At 53.7% G+C, this 14,188-nt stretch carries 20 protein-coding genes; all 20 read right to left on the reverse strand.

All coding sequences use genetic code 11. The annotated features are described in order from the left end of the window. Positions 1 to 21: 21 nt before the first annotated feature. The 20 genes from NTU47_10780 to NTU47_10875 all read right to left on the reverse strand — a co-directional run bounded on the left by NTU47_10780 (position 22) and on the right by NTU47_10875 (position 14,187). Complete coding sequence (locus NTU47_10780; GenBank protein ID MCX6134285.1) at positions 22 to 1,311, reverse strand: MFS transporter; 1,290 nt, start codon at positions 1,309 to 1,311, stop codon at positions 22 to 24. 135 nt (positions 1,312 to 1,446) lie between these two features. Then, complete coding sequence (locus tag NTU47_10785; GenBank protein MCX6134286.1) at positions 1,447 to 1,827, reverse strand: hypothetical protein; 381 nt, start codon at positions 1,825 to 1,827, stop codon at positions 1,447 to 1,449. Positions 1,828 to 2,137: 310 nt separating this feature from the next. Continuing rightward, on the reverse strand, positions 2,138 to 2,542 hold the full coding sequence (locus tag NTU47_10790; GenBank protein MCX6134287.1) for a VOC family protein: 405 nt from the start codon (positions 2,540 to 2,542) through the stop codon (positions 2,138 to 2,140). 307 nt (positions 2,543 to 2,849) lie between these two features. Further along, complete coding sequence (locus NTU47_10795) at positions 2,850 to 3,215, reverse strand: TMEM175 family protein (protein ID MCX6134288.1); 366 nt, start codon at positions 3,213 to 3,215, stop codon at positions 2,850 to 2,852. 52 nt (positions 3,216 to 3,267) lie between these two features. Next, positions 3,268 to 3,723 carry a GNAT family N-acetyltransferase gene (locus tag NTU47_10800; GenBank protein MCX6134289.1) on the reverse strand — a complete coding sequence of 152 codons (456 nt, stop codon included), beginning with the start codon at positions 3,721 to 3,723 and terminating at the stop codon, positions 3,268 to 3,270. Between the two features lie 97 nt (positions 3,724 to 3,820). Further along, positions 3,821 to 4,726, reverse strand: a complete 906-nt coding sequence (locus NTU47_10805) for a pirin family protein (protein ID MCX6134290.1) — start codon at positions 4,724 to 4,726, stop codon at positions 3,821 to 3,823. Positions 4,727 to 4,904: 178 nt separating this feature from the next. Next, positions 4,905 to 5,168 (reverse strand): hypothetical protein, encoded by a 264-nt coding sequence (locus NTU47_10810; GenBank protein MCX6134291.1) that lies wholly within the window; start codon positions 5,166 to 5,168, stop codon positions 4,905 to 4,907. Positions 5,169 to 5,208: 40 nt separating this feature from the next. After that, a complete protein-coding gene (locus tag NTU47_10815) occupies positions 5,209 to 6,351 on the reverse strand; it encodes a hypothetical protein (protein ID MCX6134292.1) in 1,143 nt (380 codons plus the stop codon). Between the two features lie 145 nt (positions 6,352 to 6,496). Then, positions 6,497 to 7,078 (reverse strand): hypothetical protein, encoded by a 582-nt coding sequence (locus tag NTU47_10820; GenBank protein MCX6134293.1) that lies wholly within the window; start codon positions 7,076 to 7,078, stop codon positions 6,497 to 6,499. Continuing rightward, entirely contained in the window at positions 7,075 to 7,602 is a 528-nt protein-coding gene (locus NTU47_10825) for a hypothetical protein (protein ID MCX6134294.1), read from the reverse strand. The genes NTU47_10820 and NTU47_10825 overlap by 4 nt, the downstream gene beginning before the upstream one ends. Before the next feature lie 16 nt (positions 7,603 to 7,618). Then, positions 7,619 to 8,011 (reverse strand): hypothetical protein, encoded by a 393-nt coding sequence (locus tag NTU47_10830; GenBank protein ID MCX6134295.1) that lies wholly within the window; start codon positions 8,009 to 8,011, stop codon positions 7,619 to 7,621. 22 nt (positions 8,012 to 8,033) lie between these two features. Further along, positions 8,034 to 8,414 carry a DHCW motif cupin fold protein gene (locus NTU47_10835; protein ID MCX6134296.1) on the reverse strand — a complete coding sequence of 127 codons (381 nt, stop codon included), beginning with the start codon at positions 8,412 to 8,414 and terminating at the stop codon, positions 8,034 to 8,036. A gap of 78 nt (positions 8,415 to 8,492) precedes the next feature. Next, positions 8,493 to 8,951: an SRPBCC family protein gene (locus NTU47_10840; GenBank protein ID MCX6134297.1), complete on the reverse strand. Its 459-nt coding sequence runs from the start codon at positions 8,949 to 8,951 to the stop codon at positions 8,493 to 8,495. Between the two features lie 149 nt (positions 8,952 to 9,100). Continuing rightward, the gene (locus NTU47_10845) at positions 9,101 to 9,526 is read right to left on the reverse strand and encodes a DUF1801 domain-containing protein (protein ID MCX6134298.1); all 426 of its coding nucleotides are present in this window, start codon (positions 9,524 to 9,526) and stop codon (positions 9,101 to 9,103) included. A gap of 92 nt (positions 9,527 to 9,618) precedes the next feature. Beyond that, positions 9,619 to 10,251, reverse strand: a complete 633-nt coding sequence (locus NTU47_10850; protein ID MCX6134299.1) for a dihydrofolate reductase family protein — start codon at positions 10,249 to 10,251, stop codon at positions 9,619 to 9,621. A gap of 226 nt (positions 10,252 to 10,477) precedes the next feature. After that, the gene (locus NTU47_10855) at positions 10,478 to 10,912 is read right to left on the reverse strand and encodes a hypothetical protein (GenBank protein MCX6134300.1); all 435 of its coding nucleotides are present in this window, start codon (positions 10,910 to 10,912) and stop codon (positions 10,478 to 10,480) included. Between the two features lie 263 nt (positions 10,913 to 11,175). Then, positions 11,176 to 11,658, reverse strand: a complete 483-nt coding sequence (locus NTU47_10860) for an SRPBCC family protein (protein MCX6134301.1) — start codon at positions 11,656 to 11,658, stop codon at positions 11,176 to 11,178. Positions 11,659 to 11,796: 138 nt separating this feature from the next. Beyond that, the gene (locus NTU47_10865; protein ID MCX6134302.1) at positions 11,797 to 12,252 is read right to left on the reverse strand and encodes a hypothetical protein; all 456 of its coding nucleotides are present in this window, start codon (positions 12,250 to 12,252) and stop codon (positions 11,797 to 11,799) included. Between the two features lie 70 nt (positions 12,253 to 12,322). Further along, a complete protein-coding gene (locus NTU47_10870) occupies positions 12,323 to 13,315 on the reverse strand; it encodes an NAD(P)-dependent alcohol dehydrogenase (protein MCX6134303.1) in 993 nt (330 codons plus the stop codon). Positions 13,316 to 13,404: 89 nt separating this feature from the next. Next, positions 13,405 to 14,187, reverse strand: coding sequence for a PIG-L family deacetylase (locus NTU47_10875; protein ID MCX6134304.1), 783 nt, complete (start codon positions 14,185 to 14,187; stop codon positions 13,405 to 13,407). Position 14,188: the final 1 nt, after the last annotated feature.

Here is a 14,188-nt window from a genome sequence, read left to right on the forward strand (position 1 = left end):
ATTGCCGCTTCAGAACGCAGACTACTTGTCAACGACCGAACCAGCCATACGACCCATATCCCTTCCAAAGAGCGCGAAATAGATCGTGCCTGCCACACCGAACCCGAACGCAACGAAGAGATTCAGTGACGGGGATGCAATTGAGTTGAAGAAAGGCAAGAGAGAGCGTCCGACTCCGAAGGTATCAACCACGAGTTGCATCGTCGACGCATCCCACAGTATCGCCCCTCCAAAGGCAGCGAGGGACACAATGGTATCGCGAATAAGGTAGTATAGACCGAACGTTGCCGCCTTCCTTCCCTCAGGAGCCAGGTCCATGATCAGCGCCTTCCGGGTTGGCTCGCCAAATTCCTTGAGTCCCCGGATCACGAACGCAAGAATCATGATCCAGAATGAATGGGCGACCAGCAGCACAAGGGGGAACAATGTGAAGAACATGAACGTGATGACCACAAAAGGCTTCTTTGTGGTTTTGTCAGCCAGGTAGGCGACAGGAACATAGACGAGCATTGCGGTCGCCATTTCAATTGTCGTCAGCAGACCGAATTGCAGTGGAGTGATCTTGTTGAGGCTGACGCACCAGATGACCACAAAGGCATATGGGATCTGCTCACAGAATCTGATGAGGATATCCGACACGAGGAGCTTTCGCAGCGTCGGGCTTAACAAATGTAATCCGTTCGTCAGAGATATTTTTTTCTCGCCTGCATCCTTCCTCTCCTCCCCAATCATCACCTGCTGAAGCACGAGCGAGACTCCGGCGAGGACGAACGCGACGGACAGCGCGATGCGCACGCCCAGCGTTTCACCGAACGCCCCTATGAGCACGCCGCCAATGATCGGCCCTAACGCCATCGGGATGCGGCGCACCATCGAATGAAGCGATACTCCCATTGTCCGCTTGCTCTTCGGCAGAACAGTTGCCACCAGGTCCATCGTTGCCGGCAACGAGATCGCTGTCCACGACACAAACAGGACCGCACCGGCGATGACGGCCTGCCACGAGGGGAATATGATCACGATGGCGTACCCGGCCATGGCAATCACATTAAACAGCATCAGTGCTCTCTTGTATCCCAGCCGATCACTCGCATACCCCCCGGGATAGGAATATAACGCACCCAGAAGGTTGTCCAGACCATTCAACAATCCGACCGAGAAGGCTCCGCCTCCCAGTGCAACAAGGTAGAGGGGCAGAAACCGCTCGGCCATGTGTTCCCCGAGCCCCACCAGCACTACCATGCTGAGCAATCCGACGAGGTCTTTCTTCAGACCAAGGAATTCTATTATCCTGTTTCGGTTTTCTGTCATGTGAGTTCGGATAACTTGTTTTGACCCGGGCCTGTGGCTTCATCACCATTGTACGACAAATCATGGAAGAATTCTTCCACCACGTAATGGTCGAACCCGGCATGGTGACGCTATTTGGGACCACCGGAAGGCGGGCTAAGCAGCCACGGATGTTTTGCTGAAGTCGAGGATCTTTTGATGAATGAATTCGGATATGAACGGATCGATCTCTTTGCTTTCATCAAGGAAGCGCCGGTCGATAGAGCGGACGTCGAACATGCCGTCGGGCAGGAGCACGGGGGTCGACTTGCTCTTCCCGGGTCTGTTCTCACCATCATCCACGCGTTGATGATAGTAGATGGATGGGTACATCCACGTAAGCGCATGTTCATCGCGCGGTTTCCCGTAGCATAGCTGGAAACTCACAATCGTTTTCGATTCCTCAACCCAAACGAACAGATCGAAAAAGGAATCCCCGAACCATCGTTTCGTGAGATATCCTTCTCGGATTCCGGGCTTGTTCCACTCTGCCAGCATACCCCCTCCATTGCTACGATGCAGTAGTTCGCTGCCGCCCCTCAATGACACTTCACTACAAAAATGGGGGTGGCTGAGGAAAAGAATGGTGACAGCAATCACTTGTGGAAGGTTGAGGTGTCTGAGGAGGGAGATATCCTGCGAGAATCAGTTTCTACGAAAACATTTTCCACGAATTGTTGCATCCGTTAGAGAATAGCTCGTCCGATCGTGGTGACGTGCAGCACCCGCTCCTGTCGATACCGCTCAAATGAGTGCCTGCAAATCAAACTGCGCAATTGACATACACCTCAGCACGGCTTTCACGACTTCACGTTTTCCGAATTCCAGCGCTTGCTGACGGTTCGAACTCTGCCAATGACAGCGTGTTGCCATCGGGGTCGCTGAACCAGGCAACGCGAGCACCAGACGGTGACGTCCAGATACCGAACTCATCCTGTTCGAATCCCTCATAGCGGTTGAACTTGACACCCCGGCTAGCAAGTTCCTGAATGGATCGGCGAATATCCGGCACAATCCATCCAAGAACAGTATAACCCGCGGGCTGAAGTTCCCTGACAATGGCGACGCGGAGTTTCGTACCCCCTGCATTGAACATTAGCGCAAATCCATCCTCGCTGAGGAGCGAAAGCTCCAGCACATTGGCGTAGAATTCCTTTGCACGGGCCGGCATCGTCGTCGCCACGAACGCGACGATTGGCATGGATTTTAGCATGTTTCCTCCGTCATAAGTGCCCCACAGAGCCAAAAGCAAGAGCGATACGTCGTTGGTGAAACCAAAACCGTCAAGCTGCACACCAGCAATCGGCCCTGTCAGTTCATGATGGTTTTTTCAATTCGTCGATCGGGAACAAGCCACATGATCGCAACGAGAACATAGAGTGCACATGACGCCCAAGGGGCCACAAAAGAGAGCATGATGGCAACTCCGTAGATAACCAACGATATCTGCCCCTTGAAGTCGCCTCCAAGCGCAGCTGCAAGCAGAGAGTCTTCACCATGGGCTGCAATGAGAACCTTCGTCAGTATAAAGTAGGCAATAGCAGAAAAGAGCAGGACAAACCCGTTAAGGCGACTGGCCACGGAGCAAAATGGTTTTCCCCCATCCATGTCGTGACGAACGGTGTGAGCGACAGCCAGAAGAGCAAATGGAGGTTTGCCCAAAGCACACGACCATCAACATGTTTTATCGCCTGAAGCAGGTGATGATGGTTGCTCCAGTAGATTCCGAGGAAGACAAAACTGAGAGCATAGCTGAGGAAGACCGGCAACAAGGGAGTGAGCGAAGCGAGGTCCGTCCCTGTCGGCGGCCGAAGTTCCAGAACCATGATGGTGATGATGACGGCGATGACACCATCACTGAACGCTTCCGTGCGGCCTTTGGTCATAGGGGTTTTCGGTTCACGGTTTACGGTTTGCGGTTTCCGTTCTTCATTCCCCTCACAACTTCTTCTCGTAGCACAGACTGAACGGATTGCCCACATACTCTCCGTAAGCGGGAATTTGCAGGTAACCAGACGATACATAAAGTCCGATTGACTCAGGCTGTTCGGTGCCAGTTTCGAGCCGGATCACTCTATATCCTGAGGTTTGAGCTGTCTTTTCAAGAAACTCTAACAGCTTCCGGGCGTAACCCCGCCCGCGGAATTCTCGCCTCACATACATGCGTTTTACTTCAGTCATCTCAGAATCAAGCGGACGGAGCGCCCCGCACCCAACCGGTTCGCCCTCGTGGTACATGACAACAAATATGAGCTTGGATTCTCTGACATCTTCCGGATGCAGACCATGAATCCATTGCCCGGGATACCGGGAACCCAGATCGGCATCCAATTCTTGTATCAGCGCCAAAGCTATTTCGCTGTCCGGTCGATCGAATGAAAACGTAACGGACATAATCCCTGCGTTGAAGTTACAGCGTCACTGTTCCTTGCGCGCGACGGGTCACGTGCAAGATTGATGGAGTGGCGCACCCGTAGTTCCACCTACAGCCTTATCTATGCTTGATAAACGTTCCATTCTGCAACTCGACAAATGCCTGCCGGAGTTCTTCTTCCGTGTTCATGACGATCGGGCCGTACCATGCAACAGGCTCATCGATTGGTTTGCCCGACACGAGCAGAAATCGAATCCCTTTCTCTCCCGCATGCACAGTCACTTCGTCCCCTCGGTCGAAAAGAACCATGGATCGGTTTCCGGTTTTGTCAGGCACAGTCGCACCGCCGGCACCGACCTGTTCTGTCATAACTGCCCCCGGGGCTGAGGCGTCGCGGAATGTCCCGTCCCCTTCAAAGATGTAGGCAAATGCATGTCGTGTTGTCTCAACGGGAAGTGTCTTCCGTCGACCCGGCGGCACCCAGACATCAAGGTACCGCGGATCAGCCGCGATGCCCGCTACCGGACCTTTCTTTCCCCAGAACTCCCCGCACACAACACGCACCACAGTGCCGTCATCATCTCCGACTTCCGGTATTTCGGATGATGGGACATCCTGATAGCGTGGATCTGTCATCTTGAGAGACCGCGGCAGGTTTGCCCAAAGCTGGAATCCGTGCATCCTCCCGCTCGGATCTCCCTTCGGCATCTCCTGGTGAAGAATTCCACTCCCGGCAGTCATCCATTGAACATCGCCTGATCCCAAGGTGCCCTTGTTTCCAAGGCTGTCTCCGTGGTCCACCGTGCCCGCGAGCACGTAGGTTATCGTCTCGATCCCCCGATGCGGGTGCCATGGGAAACCAGCGAGGTAATCTTCCGGGCTTTCGTTACGAAAATCATCGAACAGAAGGAACGGGTCGAAATCTTTCGTGTTGCCGAATCCAAATGCACGGCGCAGGTGCACACCGGCGCCTTCGATCGTCGGTTGAGCTTCAATAATTCGCTTGATTGGTCTGATAGACATTATTCCTCCAACGGTAATAGCCACACGGCGCACAGGCCGCTTGAGCCCATTATGTAAACGTCCTTTTCGAAGGTTTAGTTTCCTGAGGTCCCTCTCCCCCATGCGAGCCTCACAGCGTTTAGCTCAGAATCTTCGTCAGGTAGAGGCCGAGTATAATAGCGAGGATGACGCTGAAGATTTATTTGTTGTACTGAGCGATGATTTTAGGGAGGTAAATGTCGAAGTTCGGAGAAGTCTCATCAGTGTGACGCCGGGCTATTCCTGTCAGCGGGCATTGCCATGAATTTGCCACGATGATGACGATTTCCAGACTGATGAGAATTACGGCGACGTAGAAGAGAGAATCGAAATTCATCATAACGACGCAGTATCCGATGTAGAATACCGACATCGCCATGACGAGCCAGATAAGGGTGTGGAGAGATTTGATGAGGTTGAGCATCGAGCTTGTCCTGTATCTCGCAAACCCAATCTGCGACGAGCTACTTCAAGATGCCGAGCTTCTGCGCATCGTCCGACAGGTAGGTCGCCGAACGTTCGGTGTATACGGCTGCATTGGAAGAGATAACATCCGGATAGCTCCCTTTCTTCCATTCGATGCTCATTTTCGCGCGGCCTCCGGCTTCATCGATCTTGTAGAGGCCGTAGTACGTCCCGTCGAGCTGAACGTTGCCGGTGAGTGCAAAGATGATCTTACCCGGTCCATCGCCTGGGGTCCACGAACCGGTGCCATTTTTCTTGTTGCCCGGCTTGGACCAATCATAGTCCATCACCTCAAACTTGTGAAATTGGCCGTACTGATTCGTCACGTCAAAGATCGCCATGACATCGTAATATAAAGGATCCGGGACGTTCCAGCCCTTGTTCGACAAGATCCACTCGCCGGCAACACTGCCGGGATGGTCTTTGTGATACAGCATCTTGTTGGTCAGGTACGGCTCCCAGGGCCGGCTATTCCCCATCGCTTTGCCAGCCTTGAAGTAGGGATCGACGACGTTGGAGATATGGCGGGCGATCACCGCGGCCTTGACGTCGTCCCTGAGGTAGTCGAAAGGAGATACCATCGACCCGACGTCTGATCGTTCTCCGTCGCTCCGGTTCTGATCATACAGCATGAACTCGGCGCTTGGCCCGGTCGCGACACGGTCGCCTTGCCTGACCTTGTCCCCCAACTTGACCAGCATGACCTCGACATCGAGGTGTTTGCCGACAAGGCCCTGACCGTAGTCGATCGTGATGAAGTATTCATGTTTGCCATCGCCGCGATCCCCCGTGTCGTCGATGCGGGTGACCGTACCATCCGCCCAGCTCGTGATCGGCGTACCAGCGATAATCGGGATCCAGATGTGGTTCAAGCCTTCCACATGGCCGCCTTCGTGGGCACCGTATGCTCCGAAACCGCCCCCCGGTGCGAGCACGATACTTCCGAGCGGCACCGGCAGGTTCAATCGAACGGGTGAACCCCATGCCGGAACCGGTTGCGTCCATGCACTGTCGACCCATGTCACCGGCCGTACTTCCATTGGGCCGTCACTGCCGGTGCTGTTGCTGCACCCACTCATGCCCGCGACGAGCAACACTGCAGAAATGGTCCGTTCAATAATGTTCAGGCGTCTATGGATCAACAGGTTCTCCCATTCATCTTGTTGCCTATTTCCTGGATTAGATCCCTTCGCGACATTCACGGAGTGATCTTTGCCTGTGGACTTTGGTCAGATGAGCAATGGAATGCGGGCTCAGGAGCGTGGCGAGCTTCCCACAGTTTGCAGATTACTTCGGAGGGATTGCCCCGGCAGCCGGCCAGGTTGTGTCACCCACTCGCTTGAGGTTCATCTCGAAGAATCGGATCGGATCCTTGCCAGGCATGATACGGTCGCCGACTTCCTGCCATGCGCCTTCCTTGATGACCGCCGTGTAACGTATCGTCATTGGACCCGCGGGGATCTCCCAAATGTAGCCATCGGCCGTCGGGGTGAGGACAAAATCACCGACATTGCCTTGCGCGTAGGAGTGCATCGTGTATGCACGATTTGCAGGGTTGTAGGAAATCGTGCCGAACGCGTTAAACGTCACTTTGCCGTCTGGGTCGTACCCTCGTCCCTCAATGACCTTCACCGAACCGTCGAGAAACGGACCGATCCGCTCAGTCTGAGTGATCGTGTGTTTTTCGCCGGACTGCAGGATAGTCCATGCAGTGCCTCTCCAGACCCCGTCCATGTATGAGAGCTTGCCAATAGCTTCTTGTTGTGACGCGATCAGTTTCGCCGGATCCGGCCGCCCTTGTCCCAGAACGCCAGAACACATTCCCACCACAAGCAAGATCGCAGCCACTCCCGTTCGAAATCGGATCATGTTTTGTTCTCCTCGTTTGCGCTCATCTGCGCGTGCGTGATAAGGCCTGAATGACCTCGTAAATATTCCTCGAGACGACGGCATCGGCTCTCTGCAACAGATTCATCCCATCTTCCATCGTAGTAGGAGGGGAAGAAGAGCGGATAGTCTTTTCCGGAGGTCAGTTTGAATGTAACATAATAACTGACGGACCCATCTGATCGGTTCCCCAACGAGCTGACACACAGGTCCGTAATTTCGCTGAACTGGATTATCCGCTTTTTCGCTCCAAAACGGGACAAATCCTCAACGATGATCTGACTTACGGTGGGATCCACAGTTATCGTCTGCTTCCCCAGCATCAATATGCCAGGCACGCCGATGACCAGCAGCAGTATTCCAAGCAGAAATCCCGCCAGGCTGTTGGTGAAACCCGAGGCGTCGAAATCACGAAAGCCGAAGGTCAGGATCAGGCCAACTGCGACAATAGACCAGGTAAGCACCGTCTGCTTCGCAGGATTGCTTTCAATTTTCCAGGTGTCCATAGATTGGTTCTTCGTATTAGTCGCGCAATAGCCTACCCTTGAATTGCTGAAGGTGAATCTGTTTCGACGATCTGTCAAACCCGATAGCGACCGTGGAGGTGTCGTTGGACAGGTCAATAGTGTAACCGACGTAAGCCCCAAACTCGACAACCGCGAAGTGCAACGAGTGGCTCTCCTTCGAGAGCTTGAGAAATCCACTGGACCACGCGAGGCTCAGAACATCGTTCGTCGTGATTCGTGATTCGAGGAGCATCTTGTTATCGAGGGTAAGCGTGACAAGATCGTTCTTGAAAGCAGATTCTAACTCGATGAGTACGGCGATTTCTTCAAGTGAAGGTTGTGTCGATTCATGACAGCCCAGCTGCAAGAAGATGGCTAAGAGCGTCAAGAAGACGAGGAATCGGTGCACGGTGGACCTCCGCTTTTTTCGCCTACTGCGACCCTTCATCTGTGGGTCGATGTTGTTCCGGCATCAGGAAATCACCATCGATGATCAAGAGCCTCACTTCCTTCACTGCAACAGAACGGTGAGAACTCAAATCATCCGATACGACATATGTCATCCCTTCCTTCAACAAGTACTTCTCGCCATTTTCGTGCTCGGTGACGAGTTCCCCTTCAAGACAGTGGACTATATGCCCCTTCTGACACCAGTGGTCAGCGATGTATCCGGCAGAGTAGGTCACGATCCGGATCCTCAAACCCGGGTATTGGAGCGTTTTCCAAAACGCCGAGCCCCGTTGTCCCTTGTGCCCGGTCTGCTCAATCCCAAGCCAATCTATTACCTGAAAAGGAATGTCGTATTGGGCCATTGTCTGGTCGCTCTGATTAGTTGTGAAGGTGTTCCACCTGCTGAACGTTCGGGTTCAGCAACGGCCACGCCGTGACCGTCACGCGCCGTCTGGAATCTCCGGTTCGACGAGATGCGCCAGCAGGAACAACGATTCCTGCCACCCAAGGTAGCACAATTCGACCGGAATGGCTGATGGCACACCTTCCTGAACCATCGTAAGTTCGGTACCGCAAGAGACACCGCGGAGCGAAATGGTGACCTGCATTTGGCCCGGCAGGTTGGGGTCATCGAACTGGTCCGTGTACCGTATCAGCTCATGCGGTTTGAGTTCCACGTACATCCCGCCGAACGAATGGCTCTTTCCTGTACCAAAGTTCGTGAACGACATTTTGTAGCTTCCGCCGACAGTTGCATCCATGTGATGAACCTTGCCGGTGAACCCGTGCGGCGGAATCCACTTCGCCATCGCGTCGGGATCGAGAAATGCCCGATAGACACGTTCAGGCGAGGCGCGCAGTACGCGGTGAAGGCGGACCGTATTGGTGAGGTTGGACATTATCAGTTTCTCCTGAAAAAGCGTTTGCGTGTTCGTTTCAAGACAACTCCCGGTACTTAGCGTTTTCGGCTACCGTGTCAGCTTGCCTGTTTACCACGATGTCCTGAGCCGAGCGCGGCAATCCAAAGGACCTATCGGGGAGCGGTTGGCTAGCCCGTGTGTGCTTTTTTACGTTGTGCTTCCTTAAAGGCCTTGGCAAAGACTTTCTTGAGAACCGTTACATTCACATCGCTGAGCGAGTTGATATAAAGGCACCCTCCCCCGGTCTTGTGTTTCCCGAGTTTCAAGAGTTCGTCTTCAACTTTGCTCAGTCCACCCATGAGATAGATGCTGATGTTCTGTTTTCTCGGCGAGAAGCCGATCAGTATCATGTCTCCTTCTCGCCCGCTCTCATACACATAGTGATATGTCCCGAAACCGACGATTGCGCTTCCCCACATGACGGGCTCACATTTTGAGACCTTCTGCATCATTTCGAGGATCACGAAGCAATCGTCCCGCACTTGCTTGACTTTGATTTTGCTCAAGAAAGCAGTCACACTTCCTTTAGTCGGTTTGGTTTTGTTTTCCGCCATAGCGGTGATCCTTTCACGCGGGCTAAGGTTTGAGCTCAACGGCTGCCGAAGGCCGTCCAGCGAAGCGAATGGTTCAGGAGCGATTTCGATTCCTACGTTTTCTTCGTGAGAACTACATGGGTTGCTCTCGGTGAACGTGCATGCTCAGAACAGTGGTAGCCGAGCGAAACCATATCGATATCATTGAATAGCTGTTCTCCAGAACCGAGCAGGATGGGCGCGATGGCAATGTGCATCTCGTCGATCAATCCGGCACGCAGGTATTGCCGGATTGTCGCAACGCCTCCGCCAACCCGAACATCCAACCCATTTGCCGCATCTTTTGCGCGCTCCAAGGCGCTTACAATGCCGTCGGTCACAAAGTGGAACGTGGTACCGCCGGCCATGGGGATGGACTCGCGTGGGTGGTTCGTCAAAACAAAGACTGAGGTATGATACGGCGGATTGTCACCCCACCAACCTTTCCAATTCATATCTGGCCAGGGTCCGCGGATCGGGCCGAACATGTTGCGTCCCAGAATCCATGATCCAATGTTTCGGAATCCACGGGCGGCAAAGTCCGCATCAGTGCCGGTTGTGTCACCGTCCTTTCCGAACATTTGCTGAAAAGTCCTGGTTGTGAATGCCCATTCGTGCAATCTCCGTCCACCGGCACCGAGTGGGTTCTCAAGATTCTGGTTCGGCCCTGCGCCGAATCCATCTATTGAAACTGAGAAGCTCTCCACACGAAGTTTTGAGATGAATAGCTCCTTGATATCCCACGGGAAGATGTGTTTCTACCTAACAAACTGGAACTGAGCCGCGTTCCAGCGCGTTGGAAGAGGTTCGCAAATTCCTGACAACTGTTTGTATCGCAAGCTGAAATTTAGGATCCAACACACGAAACTCAGGGGCGCGCGGGGCTACAACGAAGGCTTGAGCAACTGGTAAGCCTCGAGCTGGTCTCCGATGTCAGATCAGATAAGGCACAATCGCTTTGGTCACTTTCATATATGCCGCGTAATCGAGGTTACGTTCCAGCAGGAAGCGCTCTTCCAAGGTGATACGAAGCGCAATGACAACCGTGAGAACGACGGCCAGGATCCCAGTCCGCAAGGAGAGATGAGATAGAACCGCCGCCCAAATCAACAGCAGTGCCGCAGAATGCATCGAATGCCGGATCAGGCGATAGGCACCCCGGCGAATGACCATGTCAGCAGAGGGCGTGGCGTCGACGCGAAACGCACCGGTGGGAAACGAGCGGCGCGCCCAAATGGCAAGGCCGACTGCGAGAATTTGGACGGCGATGACAACCGCAGAAAAAGAGAAGAGGTCCTCGGTAACTGCGAGAAGAATCACGGCAGCGATCACGAGGAGAAGGACGTAGGGCGAAATGACTGTATGCAAGAGTTCCTCACATTAGCATCGACACGCGGTCTATCATTGCCCGGAATGGTCTACCAATCCTGCGGATCATCGGTTCGCGAGCCCAAGAACTCGCTGTCGTCACATGTCATCTTGGGATCCATTCACTCGGTTACTTGTCAGCGTCAGGAAGACCGCGATAAAACATCGCGGGCAAGAATGTTTTGACACCGGAGGGAAAAAGGAAATCGTCGTCACTGCGCTCAGGATGAACGTGCTTGCTTCTGATTCTGCCCTGGTGGAAGCTAGTGTTCTACGACTCCCTTGGGAAAACGATCCGCTACAAGATTCAATCTGACATTATGCTCAAGGAGCGCTTTGAGGCCACCGAGCATCAAGGAGAAACCTTGAGTCGAGTCGGTCACCCGCTTCACAAGTTCATCTCCATCGCCAGCGAAGCCCGCTTCCGTGATACTGACAAACGTGGTCCCATCCTTCTGGGGGGCAAACGTCCATTCCACGGTAGTCAGACCACCGTAACCTGGCCACCCGATAACGATGCGCTTGTTCTGTTCTATGACTTTCGCAGTCACTGCGATTGAGATGTCGTACATTTCCCAGGCCCATTGAACCTGCTTGCCGACCTCGAGCCTGCCGCTGCTCTTCGTGAACCAAAACTTCGTCGTGATGTCGGGGTCGATGAACGCTTCAAACACCTCCGCGACGGGCTTGCGGATGAGCATTCCGGTCTTCATAATAGGCACGTGCTTGAGCTGGAGATCGACCATACTGACTCCTTTGAGCAGCTAATGGATGGGCCGCCTGAGATACCTCTTCGGCGGATAGATAAACTGCGGCACTCCAAACTATAAGCTGAGTTGCCTGTGAATGTCAGGACGGAAGTCTTTGCATCGAGGAATGGATGACTAAACTCCTCTGAACGTTCTTACAAATTGCTGGTACTTCAGCGGAAGCCACGTCAAAACTGACGGATAGGATTTCTTGATGTATACAATAGCCGTTCTTAACCCGCCCTTGACATCTCTCGTGGCCTTTACGTCGTGATTCAGCACAGAATCAATACCGACGATCAGATCCCCAAAAGCTTTTCTATTGAGTTCCATGCGCCCATTCATGATGAGGAGGAAGTCGATAGCAAATTCAGAAGGCTTCACGTCTTTGTTGTCCTTCAATGCTGCCTCCAGCGCAATCTCCTTGACGGTTTCTAGAAATTCAGATTCTTTCGCCAAATCGATCTTGTCACTGAACTGCAACCCGGCTTCTTTCAGTTGCCGTGCACACTCGAGGACAGGAGTGTGACTATCGAAGCAATCGAGGATAATTGAGGAATAGGGAAGTATGGTATCACGCAAAATTGCCACGAAGGATGCTCCTCTGTTCATGTATTCGAATCGCCCGGGCACGACCGTCATGTGCGGGGTGTTGTTACGTCTAGCTGCTCTGTCCCATGGTTATTACCACTTTTCCCCGGGCGTGTCCCTCCTCCACGTGCCGGATGGCATCGGGGACCTCGATCAACCTGTAGCTCCTATCGATGACCGGTGTTACCTTCCCTGCATCCATGAGCTCTCTCAATGCAGTCAAGTCGGTGTTGGTTATCGATGCCAGGATCGTGACCATCTTCTGACTCATGAACGGTGACAAGGCAAGCGCTGCGATCGAACCAGTTATCGGCCCGAGCCAGCTCCCCTCGTTCTCTTTCAGCGACCCTCCGCCGTTCGACACAAGTATACCTTTGGCGACCATGACGCGCCTGCAATCATCAAACGAACGGTTTCCCACGTTATCGAGTATAAGATCGTAACGCTCCCCCTTTTGTGCGAAGTCTTCTTTGGTGTAATCGATGACGTGGTCTGCGCCAACCGATTTGACCAAATCTACGTTCCTCGTACTGCACACACCGGTGACGTGTACTCCGAGGGATTTGGCGATCTGCACAGCAAACGTCCCGACGCCTCCAGCAGCGCCGTTGATCAGTACCCTCTGCCCCGGCTGAATCTGTCCTTTGTCGCGAAGACCCTGCAGAGCGGTGATTGCCGCTACAGGCACGGCGGCAGCCTGCTCGAATGTGAGCCGGGCCGGTTTCAGCGCCAGTTTATTTTCGGTGGAACACGCATACTCGGCGAACGCTCCGTGGCCCGTGCCGAATACCTCATCACCTGGTTTGAACCGAGTTACGTTCCTCCCAACCGCCTCAACCTTTCCGGCCAGATCGACACCGAGTCGTGTGCTCTTTGGTTTGCGCACGCCGGCCATAATGCGAAGGAAGTACGGAATGCCTCTCACAAAGTGCCAGTCAAGTGGATTGACGGAAGCCGCTCGAACCTGTATCAAAACCTCATTGTCCCCAGGCGTCGGCTTTTCGACCTCTTCACATTTGAGAACATCGGGTGAACCATAGTTGTGATAAACGATAGCTTTCATAAATTACCCAGGAGTTTGCAGAACCTAACGTTGATGAGAATGATCCGACAATTAAATGAAACTCAGCGCCGCGGATTGTCCGCGCCCGATCAAGAGTCTGGTTCGACCTGCTCCAGGACATACTCTCGAAGAAGATCCGAGAGAGGATCTGCGTCGTCAGCGCACAACCCGAGTGGATTGTGCCTGCGCCAACCCTCCGCCAACTCGCATCGTGTCGCCAACGTCCCCATCTCGCCGGCGAAGTTCCTCATCGTGTTCAGATAGGCGTCTATCCCCTGGCTACGGTCCAGCCACTCCTTCTGACTCTTGTGCTCGGCAAGCATGCTGGATTTTTCCTCAATGGCGGAGCCGATATCGATGAAGAAATCGGGCCGGACCAGATGGCTCAAGGGATCTCTATTGCCATGTGGTTGGGCATGATACACGGCGACCTCACCCTCAATCGGTGCCCTGGGAGGATCCACAGGGAAGTTCCGCATGCCCCGGCAGAACGCAGCGGTGACCGAAAGGCGACAGGCAATCATATGATCTTCCATGTAGTCTTGGGGCGAAGGGACAAGGAGGATGTTTGGCGCCACCATTCGCATGATGGACCCTATTCTGGCCAGAAGCCCTTTTTCATAGAAGATTTCAATATCAGGAACCAGTGGCGGATGGAACACCGCCCCGATCCGGCCCGCCGCGTTCTTCGCTTCCTGGAGCCGCAAGACCGCAATGGTTTCCGCGTCGTGCTCGGCTGAACCGCACGAACCATTGGCTATGTTCATGTAGTGGGCTTCACAGCCCGCTCTCCTCAGCAGGATGAGGGTGCCCGCCATGTTGAACTCGATGTCGTCCGCGTGCGCGGCAATAGCGAAAACTCGGAGGCCCATA

Source organism: Ignavibacteriales bacterium (assembly GCA_026390595.1).
Taxonomy (GTDB): Bacteria; Bacteroidota; Ignavibacteria; order UBA10030; family UBA10030; genus UBA9647.